Origin of the sequence: Kitasatospora sp. NPDC101447 (genome assembly GCF_044767225.1) — a bacterium.
Lineage (GTDB): Bacteria > Actinomycetota > Actinomycetes > Streptomycetales > Streptomycetaceae > Kitasatospora.
On record NZ_JBIWNL010000036.1, the window covers coordinates 53,935 to 73,286 of the forward strand.

The following is a 19,352-nucleotide window of genomic DNA, read 5'->3' on the forward strand; positions in this document are numbered from 1 at the left end:
CGAGGAGAGGGGCGTGGGAATGGTGAGGGTCTCTCCCCTTCATTATGGACGCTCCGGACAACCGGCACTGCCGAATCCACCTCGAAGGCGACTTCCACCCCGTCTCCCGCCGCGCCCTGGGGCCCGCCCGGAACTCACCCCCGCAGATCCACCAGCAACGGCGGCACCTGCTCCCCCGACACCGCCGTCAACGACACCACCGCGTGCCCCGCCGGCAACGCGTGCGCCAGGTCCGACGGCGACCACCGCAGCCGCTCCACATCCCGCGTCGTCACCGACTCCGTCTGCGCCGTCGTCCCCGACAACGCCTTCCGCCCGACCCGCCCCGCCCGCCGTATCACCCCACCGGAGGTGTCGGGGGTGTGGGTGACCGCCGTCTCCTGCACCAGGTGCGTCCCCCAGGCCTCCGAGAACAGCCGCCCGTCCCACGGCGCGATCCCCGGGAACGCCATCCGGCAGCCGACCGCGCCGAACAGCGGCGCCCGCAGCGCCTCCGGCAGGTCCACCAGGGTGCGCAACAACAGCACCGCGCCCGCGTTCGCACCGCGCATCCGCTGCAGCCCGCGCACCGCGGTGGCGTCCAGCGCCGCCGAGGCGTCGTCGACCACCAGGCCCGCGAACAGCGAGCGGTCCTCGCGGACCCCCGCCGCCTGGACGAACTGCCCCACGACCAGCCGGGACAGCATCCGGGCCACCTCGGGGTGGCTGCGCTCGGGCAGCTTCACCCGCACCCGCAGCGGGTGGTCCAGCACCCGCATCGCGAACGGGGGCCGGCCGGTGCCGTCGGTCGTGAAGGCACCCTCGAAGGCGGGCCGGTCCAGCAGCGCCAGCCGGTCCGCCAGCAGCGCCCCCGGGTCGTCCGCCCGGTCCCGCTGGCGCTCGCGGTACTCCAGGTCCCGCTCGTGCAGCGCCAGCCGGCCCGCCGTGCCGAGCGCCTTCACCAGGGCCGCCAGCGCGTCCGGATCACCACCCAGCAGCGCCCGCAGTTCACGCACCCCCGGGTAGCGGCCGTACGCGGCGTGGAACGGTCCCACCACCTGCTGCAGCGCGGTGCGGGCGTTCTCCGCGCGGGCGGTCAGCTCTTCCGGCAGCAGCGCCTCGGCCAGCCGGGCGGCCCCCTCGTCCGGGTCCCGCGCGGCGCCGTAGAGGTCCAGCCCGTACACCGAGGACAGGTCCCCGGGCGCGATCACCACGTCGTACCAGGCGTCCGGGCCGAGATCGGCGTCGGCTGACCCGACCACCACCGCACACGCGGTGCCGGCCAGCGCCTGCAGGCACAACGCCTCCGCCACCGGCCGGGCCAGCCGAGCGGTCTTCCCCGTCCCGGCCGGGCCCACGGCCAGCACCGAGGTGCCCAGCAGCGCCGGATCCAGCGCGAAACCGGCCGCCCGGTGGCTCAACGGGTTCTTCGGCACGTCCTGCGCGGTACCGAGCCGGACCTGACCGAGCAGCAGATCGTGCTGCTCGGCGCGGCCGGGCAGCACACGCGCCTCGGAGGGGTGGGCGAAGGCCGCAGCACCGCGGGCGGCCACCTGCTCGGCGAAGGCCGGCACGAACACCGGGTCCGCCTGCGCGGACTCCCAGGCACGCTGGATCCGCACGTAGTCGACGTCCCCCACGGTCTCCGCGTCGAGCCGCGCCGCCGCGTCGGCCGCGCCGCCCTGCCGCAGCCCGTCCCACGGGTCCTGCCGCCGCGCCGCCTCGGCCGCCGCCGGGGCGTCCTCCTCGGCGCGCTGCTCCTGCGTCACCGTCCGCGACAGCAGCGGCGCCACGTACCGGCGCCACACCTCGGGCCAGCGGCCCATCCGGCCGAAGACCTTGATGACAGCTGCTGCAACCACGAGGTTGACGGAGAGTCCGACAACGGTCACCAGGGTCTCGGTGGGGTGTTCGACCCAAACGGTCATCACGATCACGTGGAGCACCAGCTGGGTGCCGTAGACGAAGGCCAGCCAGGCCACCACCGCGTTGAGCCCGGCCCGCAGCAGCAGCGGCCAGGTCTCGACCTTGGCCGCCTCCGACCGCTCCGGGTCGATCCGGCGGTAGCCGAGGCGGTAGACGCCAGGTTCGGCTTCGGGGCGGGGGGCGCAGGCCCAGGCGGGGAGGTCGAAGGACGAGGGGGAGGCGCCGGGCCGTTGGTGGGGCAGGGGGGTCGGGGGTCTGGTGGTGGTGCGCTCGCCGTGGTGGTGTGACCCGTCCTGTGCCATGTACGGCCCCGCTCCCTCGCCCGCCCCGGCCCGACCGCCGTCGGTGCCGCCATACCCATGCCGCCGTACCGGCGACACGCCCGCGCTCAGGGTAGTGGAGCGGGGCCTGCGGGTAGTCGCGCAACCCGCGCTGGCCGCGCAGGACAAGTCGGACGGCGCACTGCTACCGAGTGGCGCATGCCTGGGCGGGGAGGGCGGCCGTAGCCTGCGAACCACCGAGCCGAGAAGTCTGGAGAAACCCCATGAGCGCCGCAACGCCGCTCCCGCAGGAGCGCCGTCTGGTCACCGCGATCCCCGGTCCGAAGTCGCAGGAGCTGCAGGCCCGCAAGCTGGGTGCGGTGGCGGCCGGCGTCGGCACCACCCTGCCGGTGTACGTGTCCCGTGCCAACGGCGGTGTGCTGGAGGACGTGGACGGCAACTCGCTGATCGACTTCGGCTCCGGCATCGCCGTGACCAACGTCGGCAACAGCGCCGAGGCCGTGGTGGCCAAGGCGAGCGAGCAGCTGGCCGCCTTCACGCACACCTGTTTCATGGTGACCCCGTACGAGGGTTACGTGGCCGTCGCCGAGCAGCTGAACGAGCTGACCCCGGGTGACCACGAGAAGCGCACCGCGCTGTTCAACTCGGGCGCCGAGGCGGTCGAGAACGCGGTGAAGATCGCCCGCGCCTACACCAAGCGCACCGCCGTCGTGGTGTTCGACCACGGCTACCACGGCCGTACGAACCTGACCATGGGTCTGACGGCGAAGAACATGCCGTACAAGCAGGGCTTCGGTCCGTTCGCCCCGGAGATCCACCGGGTGCCGGTGGCCTACCCCTACCGCTGGCTGACCGGTGCGGAGAACTGCGCCGCCGAGGCCGCCGCGCAGGCGATCGACATCATCAACAAGCAGATCGGCGCGGAGAACGTCGCCGCGATCATCATCGAGCCGATCCAGGGCGAGGGCGGCTTCATCGAGCCGGCCAAGGGCTTCCTGCCGGCGATCGTGGAGTACGCGAAGGCGAACGGCATCGTGTTCGTCGCGGACGAGATCCAGACCGGCTTCTGCCGCACCGGCCAGTGGTTCGCGTGTGACGACGAGGGCATCGTCCCGGACCTGATCACCACCGCCAAGGGCATCGCCGGCGGTCTGCCGCTGGCCGCCGTGACCGGTCGCGCCGAGATCATGGACGCCGCGCACGCCGGCGGCCTGGGCGGTACCTACGGTGGCAACCCGGTGGCCTGCGCGGCCGCCCTGGGCTCCATCGAGACGATGAAGGAGCTGGACCTCAACGGCAGGGCGCAGCGGATCGGCGAGGTCATGCTGGGCCGCCTGCGGGCGATGCAGGAGAAGTTCGACGTGATCGGCGAGGTCCGCGGCCGCGGCGCGATGATCGCCGTCGAGCTGGTGAAGCCGGGCTCGAAGGAGCCGAACCCGGAGGTCACCGCCGCGATCGCCAAGGCCTGCCACGCCGAGGGCCTGGTGGTCCTCACCGCCGGCACCTACGGCAACGTGCTGCGCTTCCTGCCGCCGCTGGTGATCCCGGAGCACCTGCTCACCGAGGGTCTGGACATCATCGAGGGCGCGTTCGCGCTCCAGGGTGTCACTGCTGCCTGATCGAGGCGCCACCTGCCCGCCGGAGGGATGTCCGGACAGCGCTGAACGGCCCGTGGGGACCTCTGGTCCGCACGGGCCGTTCGGTTGTGCGGGGAGGCTGTTCGCGGGCCCGGCACGGCGGCCGGGCATGATCGACGGGGGACCCCGGGGGTTGCCCGGGGCGGGGTGAAGATGATGTGCGGAATCGCTGAAGGCACTCGGCGTGGAAGGGCTGTTGACGTAGTGTCATCGCAGATGGACAGCGAGCCTCAGCCATTGGCGGAGCCGTCCGCGGAGCCTCCCTCGGGGGTGGGTCCGCGCGCGCCCCGCGAGGACAACCAGGCCGCCCCGGGAGGGGTGGTGCATACCGAAGGCCGATCGACCGACCGTCCGACCCACACCCCCCGGGGCGCGCGGAACGGCGATCATCAGAGCCGCCCCGGAGCTCTCCCCCCTGCTCCGGGGCGGCTGTCCGCTGTCCCGGTCCGGTCGGACCGGCGGACCGCCGGACCGGCCCGGGCGGCGCGGTCGTCGGCCGTGCCGGTGGTGGTGGCGGTGGTGCTGCTGGCGGTGTCCTGGCAGGTGGCGGTGGCCGGGCCGCTGCTCGGGCTGGACCGCTGGGTCCGCCGGGCCGTGCACACGGCTCGCCGCGATGCCCCGAGCGCACTGTTCGACCACCTCGGCCACGCCCTGTCGGATCTGGGCAGCAGCGTCCCGGCGATCCCGGCGCTGCTGCTGGCGGGCGGGTCGGCCGCGTGGTGGTGGCGCCGGTCCGGGGCCGGTCGCTGGTGGCTGCCGCTGCCGGTGGCGGCGCTGACGGCGGGGCTGATCCCGCTGCTGGTGGTCCCGGCGAAGGCGGCCTTCGCCCGGCCGGGCCCGCTCGGGGATCCGCTGACACCGGAGCAGTGGGGCTGGTACCCGTCCGGGCACACGGCGACCGCGACGATCTCGTACGGGGTGGCGGCGCTGCTGCTGGCACGGGTGTCGGGGCCGCGCGCCGCCCGGGGGCTGGCGGCGGGCGCGGCTGTGCTGGCGCTCGGGGTGGGCGCGGGGCTGGTGTGGAGCGACTTCCACTGGCTGCTGGACGTGGTGGCCAGTTGGTGCCTGGCCGTCCTGGTGCTGTGGCCGCTCGACCGGTGGCTGCCCCGGCCGGAGGTCGGGGGGCGTCAGGCCTCGGGGTCCTCGTTGCGGTGAACAAGGCCGGCCTCGCCGTTGTCGCGATGCCACTCGACGACGAGCTCGTCGCGGGCGCCGAAGCGGACGAGGTGGCGGCCGACGACGTCCTCCAGGTCGGGCAGGTTCTCGCGCTCGCCCTCGACGGTGAGCAGCAGCGCGTCGGGCTGCGCCTCCAGGGTGGCGGTGCCGGCGCCGAAGACCAGCGTGCCGCGGCCGGTCTCCTCGGAGTAGGCGGCCTCGATCTTGCGCCCCATGTGGGCGGCGAGCTGCTTGGCGTACCGGCCGGGGCGGTCGGTGGTGACGCGTGCGGTGGAAACGGGCATGGGCCCTCCAGGGTGATGGAGGGGACTTAGGGTCCCCTCAGTTGACGCCTACGCTAACGCAGATACTGAGCTAAGCTCAACATATTTCTCCGACCGTCGTCGGCCGACCCACCGGGAGCGCCGGACCGGTCGCTAGGCTTGGCCGGACACCAGCCGAGGAGACCGCCGATGACCACCACGCCGACCGACGACCCGGCGGACTCCTCCTCCGACCCCCGGCCCTGCTCCCCCGGCTCCCCCGAGTCCCCCGCGTTCGGCGGTTCCGCCGACTCCGCCGGTTCCGCCGACTCCCCCGCCTCCGCCGCCGAACTGGCCGACGCGATGACCAGGGCGATCAAGCGGATCCGCCGCCAGACCGGCTGGCGACTGGAGCCGTACGGCATCACCCCCGGCCAGGCCCGGGCGCTGCGCACCCTCGCCCACGTGCCGGGCTGCGAGACGCCGGACCGCGCGATGCGGCTGAGCGACCTCGCCGACAAGCTGCACATCGCCCCGCGCTCGGCCACCACCGTGGTCGACGCGCTGGAGGAGGCCGGTCTGGTCGAGCGCAGCCCCGACCCTGCCGACCGGCGGGCCGTGCGGATCCTGCTGACCGAGGCCGGTCGCGCCGCGGTGGAGCGGATCGGGCAGGTCCGCGACGAGGTGGCACAGGAGTACTTCGGCGAGGTCAGCCCCGCCGACGAGGAGGTGCTGCTGCGAGTGCTGCGCTCCGCCGAGGCCCGGTTCCTCGCAGCCGGGCCGCCACGGCGCTCGGCACCCCCGGACGCAGCGCGGTGATCCCGATCCCGGCGATCACCAGCAGCGCGGCCGCGGCGGCCGCCGGAGTGACCCGCTCGCCGAGCAGCAGCCAGGCCGAGGACATCCCGAACACCGGCACCAGCAGCGAGTAGGGCGCGACGGCCGTGGCGTCGTAGGTGCGCAGCAGGAAGCTCCAGGCGACGAAGCCCAGCAGGGTGGAGACGAGCCCGACGTAGCCGATCGCGCCGAGCCCGGCGGGGGTGATGTCGCGCAGCGCGCGCAGGTCCGCCCCGGGGCCCTCGACCAGCAGGGACAGGCCCAGCAGCGGCAGCGGCGGGACGGCGCTGACCCAGACCATCCAGCGCAGCGCGTCCGGCGGCGCCGCCTTGCGGGTCAGCACGTTGGCCAGGCCCCAGGCGACGGCGGCCAGGACGACCAGCACGAAGGCGCCCAGCGGGCCTCCGGCGCCCTGGTCGTACGCGCTCAGCGCGATGCCCGCGAAGGCGACGGCCAGGCCCAGCAGCCGCTGCCCGCCGGCGCGTTCGCGCAGCAGCACCGCGGCGAACAGCGCGGTGAAACCGGCCTGCCCCTGGAGCACCAGGGAGGAGAGGCCGGCCGGCATCCCGGCGTGCATGCCGAGGAAGAGCAGCCCGAACTTGACCACGCCGAGGACCACGCCGACCGCCACCACCCAGCGCCAGGCCACCTTGGGCGGGCCGACGAAGAAGACCGCCGGCACGGCGACGACGGCGAACCGCAGGGCGCAGAAGAGCAGCGGCGGGAAGTTGTCCAGTCCGACGTGGATGAGGACGAAGTTGAGGCCCCAGACGGCGGCCACCAGGACGGCCAGGGCGATGTGGGGCGCACTCATGCCCCTGCCGCCCGTCGCCGTACCGCTCGTGCTCGGGTTCGCGTTCGCGCTCATGGTCGTGCTCGTGGTGCCGATGGCGCCGGTGCTGCCGGTGCCGCGCGCGGCGGCGGGTGTCGCGGTCATGGGTCGAGCATGGCGGCGCGGAACCGTGTAGCACCAGCGATGAATACTGAAGGAGACACTTTAGGATCGCTGCATGATGGACCTGGGGCGCCTGCGGGCGCTGCACGCCGTGGCGGTGCACGGCTCGGTCGGCGGGGCGGCGGCCGCGCTCGGCTTCACGCCCTCGGCGGTCTCGCAGCAGATCGCCAAGCTGGAGCGGGAGACCAGGACGGTGCTGCTGGAACGGCAGGGCCGGGGCGTGGTGCTGACCGACGCGGCGCGCGAGCTGGCCGGCACCGCGCAGACCGTGCTGGGGCTGGTGGAGCAGGCCGAGGTGCGGCTGGAGGAGCAGCGCGGCCAGGCGGTCGGGCGGCTGCTGGTGGCCGCGTTCGCCTCCGGGGCGCGCGGGCTGATGCCCGGGGTGCTGGCCGATCTGCGGCGGCGTTGCCCCGAGCTGGACGTACGGCTGCTGGAGCGCGATCCGTACCCGGCGGCCGATCTGGTGGCCCGGGGGGAGGTCGACCTGGCGCTGGTCCAGGACTGGCCGACCGTGCCGCTCCCGGTGCAGGACGGGGTCTCCCGGATGGAGCTCGGGACGGACCCGGTGGACCTGCTGCTGCCCGCCGACGACGAGCTGGCCGCGCTCGACCCGGTACCGGTGGAGCGGCTGTGCGGGCAGCGCTGGATCAGCGTGCCGCCGGGCAACATCTGCCACGACTGGCTGGTCCGCACCCTGCGCGAGGTCGGGGAGGAGCCGGACGTGCGCTACCAGGTCGGCGAGTTCGAGACGCAGATCGCGCTGGTCGCGGCCGGTCTCGGGATGGGCCTGGTGCCGAAGCTCGGGCGGGGGCCACTGCCGCCCGGGGTGGCGGCCCGCCGGGTGACGCCGGAGCCGAGCCGGCGGGTCTTCGCGCTCTGGCGCTCCGGGGCGTCCCGGCGGCCGGCCATCACCGAGGCGCTGGCCGCGATGCGGGAGGGGTGGGGGCGGCTGCAGGCCTCGGGGGGTGCGGAAGTCCGCTGACCCCCGGACGGCCGGGTCACCCGGCCTCCCGGCTGCCTCGGCTGCCTCCGCGGCCTCCCGGCTACCTCGGCGGCCTCACTTGGCGAGGCCGATCACCAGCCACATGAAGCCGACCCCGGCGAGGGTGCACAGCAGGGTGGTGCGGGAGGGGTGCGGGCTGTGCGCCTCGGGGAGGATGTCGGAGGTCGCCAGGTAGAGCAGGAAGCCGGAGAAGAAGCCCAGGTAGAGGCCGAGCAGGTGCTCCGGGATGGTGAACGCCAGGGTGATCGCGGCGCCGGACACCGGGGCGATCGCGTCGGCCGCGAGCAGCGTCAACGCCCGGCGCCGGTTGTTCCCGTACAGCCGGGTGATCGTGTAGGTGTTGAAGCCGTCCGCGAAGTCGTGGGCGACCACCGCGATGGCCACCACCGTGCCGACCGTGGTGCCGGCCTGGAAGGCGGCGCCGATCGCGAAGCCGTCCATCACGCTGTGGCCGACCAGCGCCAGGGCGGCCGTCAGCCCGACGCCCTGGTGCCCGGCGCCGTGGGCGTGCCCGTGGTGGTGGCCGCCGTGGGTGTGCTCGGCGTACTCGCCCTCGTGGCCGCGGTGGATGGCCACCGCGCGCTCGACGACGTGGATGGTGAGGAAACCGGCCGCGAACATCAGCAGTGCCTGCGGGACGCCGTGCACCTCGCCCGGCGCCTGGTCGATCGCCTCGGGCAGCAGGTCGAAGGCGACCACGCCGAGCATCAGTCCGGCCGCGAAGCCGAGCACCAGGTGGCGGCGGTCGCCGGTGCGCTGGGCGACGAAGCCGCCGATCAGGGTCATCAGGAACGCCCCCGCGGCGACCAGGACGGCGGTCATCGGGCCGCCTCCGTCGCAGGTGCGGCCGGGTGGCCGGTGCCGCCGTGTGGTCTGCCGAGCGCTCTGCCCATTCCTCTCCCCCTGGGGTCCGCCCGTCGCCGGGCCGACCGCCGACCGTACCGGACGGCCGTTCGACGGCTGTCGACCGGGGTGCCGGGCGGGGCCGGGGCCCGTTCCTCAGCCTCGGTCCGGACGTGGCGGGGCGCCCGCCGGACGGACTGTCGGGGTGATGCCGCTGGTGGGAGGGTCAGCGGCCGACGGCGAGCGGCAGGCCGAGGTGGGTGCGGGCGAGCTCGCGGACGCCGTCGCCGTCGACCAGGTGGATGTGGCGGTGGCCGTCCTCCGCGGCGAGGTCCAGGGCCTCGTCGCTGAACCCGCCGGTGGTCAATCGCAGGCCGCGCTCGGCGGACTCCTCGTCGACCGCCTCCGCCAGCGTGACGAGCTCCTCCGCGGCGACCGGCTCCGGGCCCCGGGAGGCCCAGACCACCCAGCGGCCGGGCAGTGCGCTGCCGGGTGCGCCCTCCCCGGTGGCGACCAGCCCGGCCGGGCCGCGCAGCCGGACGCTCCACTGGGCGATCCCGCCCCGGGTGAGCAGGTCGCGCACCAGCTGGGCGAACTCGTTGGCGGACAGGTCGGACGCGGCCGGCACGGTGGCCCCGGCCCGGGCGGCCGGCCGGACACCCGCCCGGTCGTACGGGTCCGGGGTGACGGCCGCACCGAGCTGTCGCAGCCGGACGAGGGCCTCGTCCTGCTCGGCGTCGGCGTAGACGCCCTCGTCGTCGCGCTCCTCGTACGGGGTCTCCGGCGGCAGCAGCCGGGTGCGGGCCAGCGCGTCGCGGTCGGCGTCCACGCTGACCAGGCAGAGCGGTTCGGCCGCGCCGGGCTCGCGCAGCCAGCCGTTGAGGACGACGCCGGCGAGTATCTCGTCGGTGTCCACCGCGTCGGCGGCCTGCAGGGCGCGCAGGGCGAGCCGGGCGACCAGCCGCAGGTAGTCGGTGGCCCGGTCGGCCGGCGGGCGCGGCACCGGGACGATGTCGCCGTCCGGGGCGAGCCGGTAGCCGGCGAGCGAGGGCACCAGGTCGAGCGGCGGCAGGTCGAGGTCCAGCACCGCCGTGCGGGTGAGCGGACGGAACACCGCCCGGCAGGCGGCGGGCAGGTCCTGGGTCGCGGTCTCCGCCGCGGCCAGCGCCCGCTCCAGCAGTGACTCCACGGCGGCGGGCTCGGCCAGCCGGTAGGCCCGTCGGCACTCCTCCAGGCTCTCGTTGTACTCGCGCACCGCACGGGCGCGGGCCTCCTCGGCCGCCTCGTGGGCACGGCGGGACTCGTCCGCGGCCGGGCTGCCGGCCTCGGCCCGGCGGGTGCGCCACTCCCGCAGGGCGCGCTGGTGGGCGAGCCTGGCCCCGGCGAGTTCGCGCTGGTAGCCGGAGTCGAGCAGTCGGCGGGACGGGCCGGCCGCCGGGTCGGCCGAGGCCGGCTCGGCGGGTGCGAAGTCCTCCCAGCGGGGCTCCGGCACGTCGGCGGTGCCCGGGCCGTCGGCCGGGTAGGGCCGGGGCTCGTAGTGGCGCAGCTGGCTCTCGAAGTCCATGGCCGAGACGGGCAGCGCGGCCCGCCGCAGCAGGTCGGTGAGCCGGTCGTGCTCGGCCTGGACGGTGACCGTGCGGTGGTGGGTCAGGGCGGCGGCCCGGGCGTGCGCCGCGACGGCCTCGTCCGGGTCGGCCGGGCCCGGGGCACCGGCGCCCGGCCCGGCCGCGTCCGGCTCACCCGTGTCGGGCGCGGCCGGGCCGGGATCGACGGCGCTCGGGCGGGCCCCGCCCCGGCCTGCGCCCCCGGCGGGGCCCGGGACGGACGGGCCGTCACCGGCCCGACCGTCAACGGCCGGGTCCCCGCCGGGACAGCCGGTGGCGTCGGCGTCCGGCTCCGCGGCCTCGTCGACGCCGAGGTCGCGGAAGACCGAGGCGAGGAAGCCCGGCTGGGGGACCCGGACGGTGGTGCTGCCGTCGGACCGGCCGTCTGCTGAGTGCTGCATCGGTCGTCGTTCCCCCATGCTCGTCCGGCGCCTGCCCGGGGGCGGTCGGCGAGCCTGCGGACCCACCCCCTGCCGGACATTGTCCACCGAACGGGCGCGGCGGTCAGCCAAGCCCGTCAGTTGGTCCGGGTGTTGGTCAGGTGCAGACCGATGTAACCGACGTAGATCCGGCCACTGCCGGAACAGTCGTCCAGGTAGTGCAGCCGGGGTGCGGTCCGACCGCCGCCGATCCGCAGGTGCGCGCCCATGAACGCACGCCGGGAGGCGTCGACGCATTCCGGCACCGGCAGCATCCGCTCGCGTTTCCATTTGGTGTGGCTGAACACCGTCCTGGACTCCCCGCGCACGGCCTTGCGCGGCGGGAAGCGGTGGCAGCCCTCCGGTGTGTGCTCGCACCACTGCTTGAAGTCGCCGCCGGCCCTGCCGCACACGGCCGCCTCCGCGTACTCCTGAAGGGCGGTCAGACCGTCCCAGGCGAGTCGGGCCCAGCCGGCACCGACGCGCTGGAGCTCGTCCAGGGCGAGCGCGCTCTTCTGGTCCCCGGTGAACGTCAGCAGCGTGAACTCGCCCATCCTGACCATGAGTTCGGTGAAACTCTCGGGCTTGCCGCAGGGGTCGGCGGGCTGGGCGGCGAAGCGCGGACCGAGTGCCGGCCCGGCGCCCGGGGTGGTGCAGTGGCGGCCGGTCAGGGCGCGGGGGCCGGACCGGAGACGACCCTCGTGGGCGTCCCGGCCGTCCCGGCCGTCCCGGGTGTCGTGGCGGTCGCGGCGCTCCAGGCGCAAGCTGTGCCGGACCCGCTCCAGTTCGTCGGCCCTGGCCTGCTGCTCGGCGCGGTCCTGCTGCTCCTCGTGGGCGAGGGCGGCCAGTTCGGCCCGGACGACGGCCCCGTCGGCACCCGGGTGCGCGGCACTCCGATGCACGACGGTCGAGTCGGCGGCCCGCCCGGAGGCCGGGCGGAGCTGCGGCGGCGGGACGCGCAGCACCGGAACGGCCGCCAGCGGTACCGGCAGCGGCTGGTCGGCGGCGAGGCGGCGCGGTTCGCGGGCGAGCAGCCCGGCGGCGCGCCGCAGGTCCTGTTCTATTCGGCCCCGGGCGAGCACCGGGTGTCGTGCACCGTCCAGCCGGGAGGCCGGGTCCACCTCGGGCAGGTAGGTGCGCACCGCCCCGCCGTACACCGAGTGGTACTCCAGCGCGACGTTGAATCCGGTGCGGGCGCCGGGATCCAGGACGTAGGCGGTGGCGAGGCCGGGCAGCTGGTGACAGAGCGGGCCGACCACGTCCGCCACCCAGTGGTCGACCGGGAGGTTCACCGGGACGCTGGCGACCACGGTGGGCAGCCGGCGTTCCGGGTCGCACAGCTCGTCGATCAGGGCGTCGACCTCGGCGGCCGTGATCACCCGGGGCGCCGTGTGGACGGCGGCCGGGCCGTCGGCGGCGTCGAGCAGCGGCAGCAGCGAGCGGGCCAGCTCGGGCACCGGCACCCGGCAGGGGGTGCGTACGCCGCTGCCGGTGCTGTGCGTCTCGGCCTCCAGCCGGACCCAGGTGGAGCCGTCGGCGCCGGTGGCCACGGTGAGCGTGAGCTGCTGGGTGCCGTGCGGGGCCGGGGTGCGCAGGCGGCGGCGGTCGTAGCGGCCGGCGCCCGGGCCGCCGCGCAGCGGGCCGTGGTCGCGGTCGAGCAGGACGCGCTCGCCCAGGCGGAGGCGTTCGGCGAGGCCCGGCGGCTCGGGGGGCGGTGCATCGGACGCCGGCGGGGGCTCGTCGCAGCCCTCCTGCTTCAGCCAGGAGGCGAGCTGTTGGTCGGCCAGAGAAACCGCCTCGGCGTGCGGGAGCGCCGTGGTGACGGTCATCCGGTAGGGCGTCGCGGGACCGCGGGGGCCGGGGAGGTCGGAACCGGCGTGCGAGCGGGCGCGGTTCGAGGTCGGGCGAGTCGGGGTCGAACGGTCTGAAGTCCAACGGTCTGAGGTCATGCGCATACCTCCGTGGTGCGGGGTGGGGTCCTGTGTCCTCCATCGATGGGTTTCGTCCGGTTCCGCCGGATCCTTGCCCAGGAAACGCCATGGCCCGGAGCGGAAGTTCCAACTCCGGGCCACGACCCTACGTTCGAGTGAATCTGTTCAAGCCGTCTTCCGCGTGGCGCAGGGCCTGGGCTACCGGACGCCGCCCGCGGAGGGTGCGCGAGGTGCCGCGCCGCACGGGCTCCCGCCCCGACGCCCGGACCCGCTCGGGCCCCGTCGTGCCCCGCTGAGCTGCGGTTCCGGGCGGGCGCCGGGACGGGACGGCCGACGGGCAGCCCGCCGGGGCCGCGTGGTTCGCGACCGGTACCACGGGTTCGGCCCCGGGGCCGCGCCCGATGCGCACGTGGACCGGCGTCGCCGCGCCGGGTGCTCAGACCGGGACCTCGACGTAGGTGCGTCCGGCCGGGACGGCCGCAGCGGAGCCGCCGGTCGCCTCGGCCAGCCAGGTGTGGAAGGCCGCCACCCCGGGCTCCGGCACGCCCACCTCGATCCGCACCCCCGACGCCTCGTAGGCCAGGTCGTTCACCGCGTACCCGGCCGCCCGCAGGTCGTTCTCCAGCCGCCCGGCCCGGACGTGGTCCACCGTCACCGCGAGCAGCGCGACCGGCCGGCGCTCCAGCAGGCCGATCCCGTCCACCGCCTCGGACACCGCGTTGCCGTACGCCCGCACTAGGCCGCCCGCCCCGAGCTTGATCCCGCCGAAGTACCTGGTGACCACGGCGACCGTGTCGGTCAGGCCGCGTCGGCGGAGCACCTCCAGCATCGGCACCCCGGCCGTGCCGCCGGGCTCGCCGTCGTCGCTGGAGCGCTCGCGGCGCTGCTCGTCGCCGACCACGAAGGCGGTGCAGTTGTGCCGGGCGTCCCAGTACTGCTTGCGGATGCCGGCGATGAAGGCCTGCGCCTCCTCCTCGTCGGTGACCCGGGCGAGGTGGCAGATGAACCGGGACTTCTTGATCTCGATCTCGTGGCTGCCGGCCTGCCGGATGGTGAGGTACGGCCTGGCGGTGGGCTCCGGCGTGGCGGACATGGCGCGGTGCTTCTCCCGGGAACGGCGACGGCTGGCGGCGCACCCCGGTCGCCGGGGCGGCACCGCCAGCCTAACTGGGCGTTTCGTCCCTGGTTTCGAGGCTCAGGTTCCGTGCCAGGTCGGGGTGGTTTCGCCGGTGAGTCGGCGGGTCATGAGGGCGATCATTGCGACGTGGACCATGGCTTCGGAGCGTTCGGGGAGGGCCTCGTAGTCGCGGGCCAGGCGGCGGTGGTTCATGAGCCATCCAAAGCTGCGTTCGACCACCCAGCGGCGGGGTTGGACGACAAATCCCCTGGTGGCGGGGTCGCGGCGGACGATCTCGACGTCGATGCCGAGGGTGGCGCCGTGTTCGACGACAGCGTTCTTGTAGCCCATGTCGGCCCAGACCTTGCGGATGGTGGGGTGCTCGGCCGCGACCGCGGTCAGCAGCTGTCGGCCGGCGGTGCCGTCCTGGACGCTCGCGGCGGTGACCAGCACCGCGAGCAGGAGGCCGATCGTGTCGGTGACGATGTTGCGTTTCCTGCCGACGATCCTCTTTCCGACATCGACGCCCTGGGTGGCAGCGGGGACGTTTGTGGAGGTCTTGATGCTCTGGGAGTCGATGATGCAGGCCGACGGCTCGGGATTCCGCCCCTCGCGGGTGCGGACGAGGCGGCGTAGCAGGCCGTTGAGCTGCTCGAACACGCCTTCCTTCTGCCAGCGGGCGAAGTAGGTGTAGACGGTTTCCCAGGGCGGGTAGTCGTGTGGGAGGTAGCGCCAGGGGATGCCGGTGCGGTCGACATAGAGGATCGCGTCCAGCAGGTCGCGCAGCTCGTGCTCGGGTGGCCGGCCGAACGCGAGCGCGCGAGCGGTGCGTTCCTGGCGCCAGGCGGTGAGGGTGGGCTCGACCAGGGCCCAGCGGGCATCGGACAGGTCGCTCGGATACGGTCGACGATCCGTCATGATGACGGCATACTGCGGGATCGTCACTCTGCCCAGGGCTTGCGGTTCTCTAGAGACAAACGCGTTCCGGCCTGGCTTCTTGGGATGAGACAGGAGAAACCGCACAGTTCCGGCGGACATTTGTGCAGTGGCGGCGCTCCTGTCGCCACAGCCCCCGGAGTCACCACAAGCGAGTCGAGTGGACGCCCCCGGAACCGGCATCAACCGGCTCTCTCGTGGACGAAACGCCCAGTTAGAGCCCGTCTTCAAGCCCCCGCCTGCGGGAGCTTGAAGACGGGCCCTACCGCAGTCCGGCGGCCGCCAGGGCGGCGGTCGCGCCGCCGGTCAGCAGCAGCGTGGTGCCGGCCGCCAGGGTGCGCAGCGCGACCGCGCCGAACAGCAGCCGGGGCGAGGTGCCGAGGCGCAGCAGCGCTTCGGTTACGTCGCGGCGGTCGGTGCGGACCTCGGCCAGCCGGGCGACCACCGCGGCGGCGGCGCAGCCGAGCACCAGGCAGGCCTCGACGGCGGGCAGTGCGTCGGCGCTGTCGGGGGTGCCGATCCAGAAGCGGACGGTGGTGAGCACCAGCGCGACGGTGAGGGCGAGGACGGCCAGCGGCGCGCCGAGGCGCGGGGCCTGGGCGGTGAGCCCGCGTCCGGCGAGCAGCCGCAGCGGGGTGGGCCGGCCGACAGCCAGCAGCCGTCCGGCCCAGGCCAGCAGCGGTCCGGTGAGCAGGGCGAGGCCGAGCGCGCTCGCCGCCCAGCCGCCGAGGGCGGCGGTGCTGGTGCTGCCGAGTCCGGCGGGCAGGTGGACCGGGCGGCCGTCGGCGGCGGCGCCGGGGCGCAGGGCGATGAGTTCGAGCGCGGCGCCGATCACGACCAGCCCGATCGGCAGGGCGATCCGCCAGGCGCCGAACCCGGTGCGGCGGCGGGTGCGTCCGCCGGGCAGGTTCTCGGTGACGGGCACCGCGCAGGCGGCGGCGATGCCGGCGGTGAGCGGGACCAGGGCGAGCAGGGTGACCGGCGCGGCGGCCGGCAGCGGCACGCCCATGCCGAGGTCGGGGGCGAGCGAGGGCCCGGCGATGTCGTTGCGCAGCACCAGGAAGACCAGCAGGGTGAGCACGCTGCCGAGGGTGCAGGCGAGGGCGACCTCGCCGGCGATCAGGGTCCGGATCCGGCGGGAGCCGGCCCCGGCGGCGGTGAGGCCGGCGATCCGCTCGGGGCGCCGGGCGGGCACGGCGCGGGCGGCGACGGCCGCGAACCAGGCGACGGCGGCCAGCGGGGGCAGGCACCAGAGCAGCCGGACCAGCGGGTCGGCGCCGCCGAGCGGGGCGCTCATCGCCCGGCCGAGGGAGCGCAGCAGGAAGGCTGCGACCACGGCGGCGGCCAGCGCGGTGAGCAGCCAGCGGCCCAGGTCGGGCACCCGGTAGCCCCGGGCCAGACGGAGATAGAACACGTCGACTCTTTCAGCGGCTCGGCGTCGTCAGTGGCGGGTTGCCGTGACGGCGGTCGCTCCGGAGGCACCGGGCGCGGCGGCGCCGCGCGGGACGGGGGTGGCGGGGGCGGTGAGCCGTCCGTCGACGAGGGCGACGGAGCGGTCCGCGAACCGGACGAGCTCGGGGTCGTGGGTGGCGAGGACGAGGGTGAGCTGGTGCGAGCGGGACGCGCTGGTCAGTATCCGCATGACCTGGTCGGCGGCCTCGCGGTGCAGCGGGGCGGTGGGGTCGTCGGCGAAGACCACGGGCGGCAGCGGGGCCAGGGCACGGGCGACGGCGACCCGCTGGCGCTGGCTCTGGACCAGCCGCTCGGGGCGATGCCCGGCGAAGTCGCCGACGTCGAGGCGCTCCAGCCACTCGTCGGCGGCGGTGTAGGCGGCCTTGTTGCCGGCCCCGGCGAGCAGCAGTGGCAGGGCGACGTTCTCCCGGGCGGTCAGCTCGGGGACCAGGTGCGGTTCGGAGCCGACGAAGCCGAAGCGGTCGCGGCGCAGCCGTTCGCGGCCGGACCGGGCGAGGGTGTGCACGGGGGCGCTGTTGAACCAGACCTCGCCCTCGTCGACCGGGAGTTGGGCGGAGAGGCAGCCCAGCAGGGTGCTCTTCCCGGAGCCGCGCGGGCCGGTGACGGCGAGCACCTCGCCCTCGCGGACGCCGATCGAGATACCGCGCAGGGCGGGGGTGCCGTGATGGGACTTGACGATCCCTCGGGCCCACAGCACGTCGTTGTCAGGCGGTGCCGCTGACATCAGGTTCCATCCTGGGTGGCCGCAGGGATATGACAGTCGTCAGATTAGAACGACAGGGGCGGGCCGCGGTTGCGGCGCACTGGTCCATCACGGGCAAATCACCCGCATTCAGGCATGTTTGGTCGTGCGACTGTGATGTTCCGGTTGCGGAACGCCGAAGATTGCGGAACGCGGAGGGTGCGGGACGCCCGGCCGCGTGGCACGCCCATGAGCGCGAAGCCCAGGAGCACGGAACGCCCACGAGCGCGGAACCCCAGGAGCGCGGAACGCCGAAGGGCGGCCCCGCGGGGAGCGGGACCGCCCTTCGGCGGAGGGTGGGGAAGAGGGCTCAGGGGATCAGAGCTTCGCCCACGCGTCGGTGAGGCTGGTCCGCAGGATCTGCTCGATCTCGTCGAAGGTCGACTGGTCGGAGATCAGCGGCGGGGCCAGCTGGACGACCGGGTCGCCACGGTCGTCGGCGCGGCAGTACAGGCCGTTGTCGAAGAGGGCCTTCGAGAGGAAGCCGTAGAGCACGCGCTCGGTCTCCTCGTCGTTGAAGGTCTCCTTGGTGACCTTGTCCTTCACGAGCTCGATGCCGTAGAAGTAGCCGTTGCCGCGGACGTCGCCGACGATCGGCAGGTCGCGCAGCTTGCTCAGGGTGCCCAGGAAGCGCGACTCGTTGTCGAGCACGTGCTGGTTGAGGCCCTCGCGCTCGAAGATGTCGAGGTTGGCGAGCGCCACGGCCGAGGAGACCGGGTGGCCGGCGAAGGTGTAGCCGTGCAGGAAGGTGTTGTCACCCTTGTAGAACGGCTCGGCGATGCGGTCCGAGATGATCGTGGCGCCGATCGGGGAGTAGCCCGAGGTCATGCCCTTGGCGCAGGTGATCATGTCCGGCACGTAGCCGAACTTGTCGGCGCCGAACATGGTGCCGAGGCGGCCGAAGGCGCAGATGACCTCGTCCGAGACCAGCAGCACGTCGTGGCGGTCGCAGATCTCGCGCAGGCGCTGGAAGTAGCCGGGCGGCGGCGGGAAGCAGCCACCGGCGTTCTGCACCGGCTCGACGAAGACGGCGGCGACGGTCTCGGGGCCCTCGAAGAGGATGGCCTCCTCGACCTGGTCGGCGCACCAGCGGCCGTACGCCTCGGGGTCGACGGTGCCGTCGGGGCCCTCCAGGTACTGCGGGGCGCGGTAGATGTTGGTGTTCGGGGCCTTGTGGGTGCCCGGCACCAGCGGCTCGAACGGGGCCTTCAGGCCCGGCAGGCCGGTGATCGACAGCGCGCCCTGCGGGGTGCCGTGGTAGGCGATGGCGCGGGAGATGACCTTGTACTTGGTCGGCTTGCCGATCAGCTTGAAGTACTGCTTGGCGAGCTTCCAGGCGGTCTCGACGGCCTCGCCGCCGCCGGTGGAGAAGAAGACCTTGTTCAGGTCGCCCGGGGCGTAGTTGGCCAGGCGCTCGGCCAGCTCGACGGCCTTGGGGTGCGCGTAGCTCCAGATCGGGAAGAACGCGAGTTCCTTGGCCTGCTTGGCGGCGACCTCGGCGAGCTCGGTGCGGCCGTGACCGGCCTGCACGACGAACAGGCCGGCCAGGCCGTCGATGTACTTCCGGCCCTTGTCGTCCCAGATGTAGGTGCCCTCGCCCTTGACGATCGTCGGCACGGGGGAGTTCTCGTACGACGACATGCGGGTGAAGTGCATCCACAGGTGGTCGTAGGCGGTCTTGGAAAGGTCCTTCTGCGCCGGGTCGGCTGTCATCGGGTGCCCCAGGTGTAGGTCTGTTTCCGGAGCTTCAGGTAAACGAAGCTCTCGGTGCTCCGCACGCCGGGAAGCGCGCGGATGCGCTTGTTGATCATTTCGAGCAGGTGCTCGTCGTCCTCGCAGACCAGTTCGGCCAGGAGGTCGAACGAGCCTGCGGTGCAGACCACGTAGTCGACCTCGTCGAGGGCGGCCAGCGCGTCGGCGACGGGCTCGATGTCACCCTCGACCCGGATCCCGACCATCGCCTGGCGGGTGAAGCCGACGGTGAGCGGGTCCGTGACGGCGACGATCTGCATCACGCCCTGGTCGAGCAGCTTCTGGACGCGCTGCCGTACGGCCGCCTCGGACAGGCCGACGGCCTTGCCGATGGCGGCGTACGGGCGGCGCCCGTCCTCCTGGAGCTGCTCGATGATCGCCTTGGAGGCGGCGTCGAGGGGAACGCTGGCGTTCCGGTCGCGGTTGGCCACGCGGCCACTGTGCCCGATCGGGCCCGCGTTCGCAAGCGTGGAAACTGCTGATTTCGTCGTGATCTTGG

Annotated in this window: 16 protein-coding genes; 4 read left to right on the forward strand and 12 right to left on the reverse strand. The window is 74.2% G+C overall.

Features of this window, described 5'->3' with window-relative positions; genetic code table 11:
* Window positions 1-134: 134 nt before the first annotated feature.
* On the reverse strand, window positions 135-2,207 hold the full coding sequence (locus ACIRST_RS34045) for an ATP-binding protein (protein ID WP_350525475.1): 2,073 nt from the start codon (window positions 2,205-2,207) through the stop codon (window positions 135-137).
* A 242-nt stretch (window positions 2,208-2,449) separates the two neighbouring features.
* On the opposite strand from ACIRST_RS34045, the gene gabT reads away from it, so the two are divergent.
* Complete coding sequence (gene gabT, locus ACIRST_RS34050) at window positions 2,450-3,805, forward strand: 4-aminobutyrate--2-oxoglutarate transaminase (protein ID WP_350525476.1); 1,356 nt, start codon at window positions 2,450-2,452, stop codon at window positions 3,803-3,805.
* Between the two features lie 516 nt (window positions 3,806-4,321).
* Window positions 4,322-4,978: a phosphatase PAP2 family protein gene (locus ACIRST_RS34055; protein WP_402807295.1), complete on the forward strand. Its 657-nt coding sequence runs from the start codon at window positions 4,322-4,324 to the stop codon at window positions 4,976-4,978.
* Here ACIRST_RS34055 and ACIRST_RS34060 read toward each other — a convergent pair.
* Complete coding sequence (locus ACIRST_RS34060; protein WP_402807298.1) at window positions 4,951-5,283, reverse strand: DUF2218 domain-containing protein; 333 nt, start codon at window positions 5,281-5,283, stop codon at window positions 4,951-4,953. The genes ACIRST_RS34055 and ACIRST_RS34060 overlap by 28 nt on opposite strands.
* 168 nt (window positions 5,284-5,451) lie before the next feature.
* Between ACIRST_RS34060 and ACIRST_RS34065 the strand changes: the two genes are divergently transcribed.
* The gene (locus ACIRST_RS34065; protein ID WP_350525479.1) at window positions 5,452-6,060 is read left to right on the forward strand and encodes a MarR family transcriptional regulator; all 609 of its coding nucleotides are present in this window, start codon (window positions 5,452-5,454) and stop codon (window positions 6,058-6,060) included.
* Here the strand turns inward: ACIRST_RS34065 and ACIRST_RS34070 are convergent.
* Window positions 5,951-7,015: an EamA family transporter gene (locus ACIRST_RS34070; RefSeq protein ID WP_402807301.1), complete on the reverse strand. Its 1,065-nt coding sequence runs from the start codon at window positions 7,013-7,015 to the stop codon at window positions 5,951-5,953. The genes ACIRST_RS34065 and ACIRST_RS34070 overlap by 110 nt on opposite strands.
* Before the next feature lie 73 nt (window positions 7,016-7,088).
* Here ACIRST_RS34070 and ACIRST_RS34075 point away from each other — a divergent pair, with 73 nt between their 5' ends.
* Complete coding sequence (locus ACIRST_RS34075) at window positions 7,089-8,015, forward strand: LysR family transcriptional regulator (protein WP_402807303.1); 927 nt, start codon at window positions 7,089-7,091, stop codon at window positions 8,013-8,015.
* Between the two features lie 75 nt (window positions 8,016-8,090).
* Here ACIRST_RS34075 and ACIRST_RS34080 read toward each other — a convergent pair whose 3' ends face one another.
* The 9 genes from ACIRST_RS34080 to ACIRST_RS34120 all read right to left on the reverse strand — a co-directional run bounded on the left by ACIRST_RS34080 (window position 8,091) and on the right by ACIRST_RS34120 (window position 19,284).
* On the reverse strand, window positions 8,091-8,858 hold the full coding sequence (locus tag ACIRST_RS34080; protein WP_350525481.1) for a ZIP family metal transporter: 768 nt from the start codon (window positions 8,856-8,858) through the stop codon (window positions 8,091-8,093).
* A gap of 247 nt (window positions 8,859-9,105) precedes the next feature.
* Window positions 9,106-10,884, reverse strand: a complete 1,779-nt coding sequence (locus ACIRST_RS34085) for a restriction endonuclease (RefSeq protein ID WP_402807306.1) — start codon at window positions 10,882-10,884, stop codon at window positions 9,106-9,108.
* A gap of 116 nt (window positions 10,885-11,000) precedes the next feature.
* The gene (locus ACIRST_RS34090) at window positions 11,001-12,731 is read right to left on the reverse strand and encodes a hypothetical protein (RefSeq protein ID WP_402807309.1); all 1,731 of its coding nucleotides are present in this window, start codon (window positions 12,729-12,731) and stop codon (window positions 11,001-11,003) included.
* Between the two features lie 538 nt (window positions 12,732-13,269).
* Complete coding sequence (locus ACIRST_RS34095) at window positions 13,270-13,926, reverse strand: YigZ family protein (RefSeq protein WP_402807311.1); 657 nt, start codon at window positions 13,924-13,926, stop codon at window positions 13,270-13,272.
* 102 nt (window positions 13,927-14,028) lie between these two features.
* Window positions 14,029-14,868, reverse strand: a complete 840-nt coding sequence (locus ACIRST_RS34100) for an IS5 family transposase (protein ID WP_402807314.1) — start codon at window positions 14,866-14,868, stop codon at window positions 14,029-14,031.
* Between the two features lie 280 nt (window positions 14,869-15,148).
* Complete coding sequence (locus tag ACIRST_RS34105; RefSeq protein ID WP_402807317.1) at window positions 15,149-16,300, reverse strand: hypothetical protein; 1,152 nt, start codon at window positions 16,298-16,300, stop codon at window positions 15,149-15,151.
* Window positions 16,301-16,327: 27 nt separating this feature from the next.
* A complete protein-coding gene (locus ACIRST_RS34110) occupies window positions 16,328-17,083 on the reverse strand; it encodes an ABC transporter ATP-binding protein (RefSeq protein WP_402807320.1) in 756 nt (251 codons plus the stop codon).
* A gap of 336 nt (window positions 17,084-17,419) precedes the next feature.
* The gene (locus ACIRST_RS34115; protein WP_350524569.1) at window positions 17,420-18,814 is read right to left on the reverse strand and encodes an aspartate aminotransferase family protein; all 1,395 of its coding nucleotides are present in this window, start codon (window positions 18,812-18,814) and stop codon (window positions 17,420-17,422) included.
* Window positions 18,811-19,284, reverse strand: coding sequence for an Lrp/AsnC family transcriptional regulator (locus ACIRST_RS34120; protein ID WP_030306695.1), 474 nt, complete (start codon window positions 19,282-19,284; stop codon window positions 18,811-18,813). The genes ACIRST_RS34115 and ACIRST_RS34120 overlap by 4 nt, the downstream gene beginning before the upstream one ends.
* Between the last annotated feature and the right edge of the window lie 68 nt (window positions 19,285-19,352).

Excerpts from the sequence above, each read along its gene's own strand:
- ACIRST_RS34045 (WP_350525475.1), bottom strand. The coding sequence starts at position 2,207 with ATGGCACAGGACGGGTCACACCACCACGGCGAGCGCACCACCACCAGA.
- gabT (WP_350525476.1), top strand. The coding sequence starts at position 2,450 with ATGAGCGCCGCAACGCCGCTCCCGCAGGAGCGCCGTCTGGTCACCGCG.
- ACIRST_RS34060 (WP_402807298.1), bottom strand. The coding sequence starts at position 5,283 with ATGCCCGTTTCCACCGCACGCGTCACCACCGACCGCCCCGGCCGGTAC.
- ACIRST_RS34065 (WP_350525479.1), top strand. The coding sequence starts at position 5,452 with ATGACCACCACGCCGACCGACGACCCGGCGGACTCCTCCTCCGACCCC.
- ACIRST_RS34070 (WP_402807301.1), bottom strand. The coding sequence starts at position 7,015 with ATGACCGCGACACCCGCCGCCGCGCGCGGCACCGGCAGCACCGGCGCC.
- ACIRST_RS34075 (WP_402807303.1), top strand. The coding sequence starts at position 7,089 with ATGATGGACCTGGGGCGCCTGCGGGCGCTGCACGCCGTGGCGGTGCAC.
- ACIRST_RS34080 (WP_350525481.1), bottom strand. The coding sequence starts at position 8,858 with ATGACCGCCGTCCTGGTCGCCGCGGGGGCGTTCCTGATGACCCTGATC.
- ACIRST_RS34085 (WP_402807306.1), bottom strand. The coding sequence starts at position 10,884 with ATGCAGCACTCAGCAGACGGCCGGTCCGACGGCAGCACCACCGTCCGG.
- ACIRST_RS34090 (WP_402807309.1), bottom strand. The coding sequence starts at position 12,731 with ATGACCGTCACCACGGCGCTCCCGCACGCCGAGGCGGTTTCTCTGGCC.
- ACIRST_RS34095 (WP_402807311.1), bottom strand. The coding sequence starts at position 13,926 with ATGTCCGCCACGCCGGAGCCCACCGCCAGGCCGTACCTCACCATCCGG.
- ACIRST_RS34100 (WP_402807314.1), bottom strand. The coding sequence starts at position 14,868 with ATGACGGATCGTCGACCGTATCCGAGCGACCTGTCCGATGCCCGCTGG.
- ACIRST_RS34110 (WP_402807320.1), bottom strand. The coding sequence starts at position 17,083 with ATGTCAGCGGCACCGCCTGACAACGACGTGCTGTGGGCCCGAGGGATC.
- ACIRST_RS34115 (WP_350524569.1), bottom strand. The coding sequence starts at position 18,814 with ATGACAGCCGACCCGGCGCAGAAGGACCTTTCCAAGACCGCCTACGAC.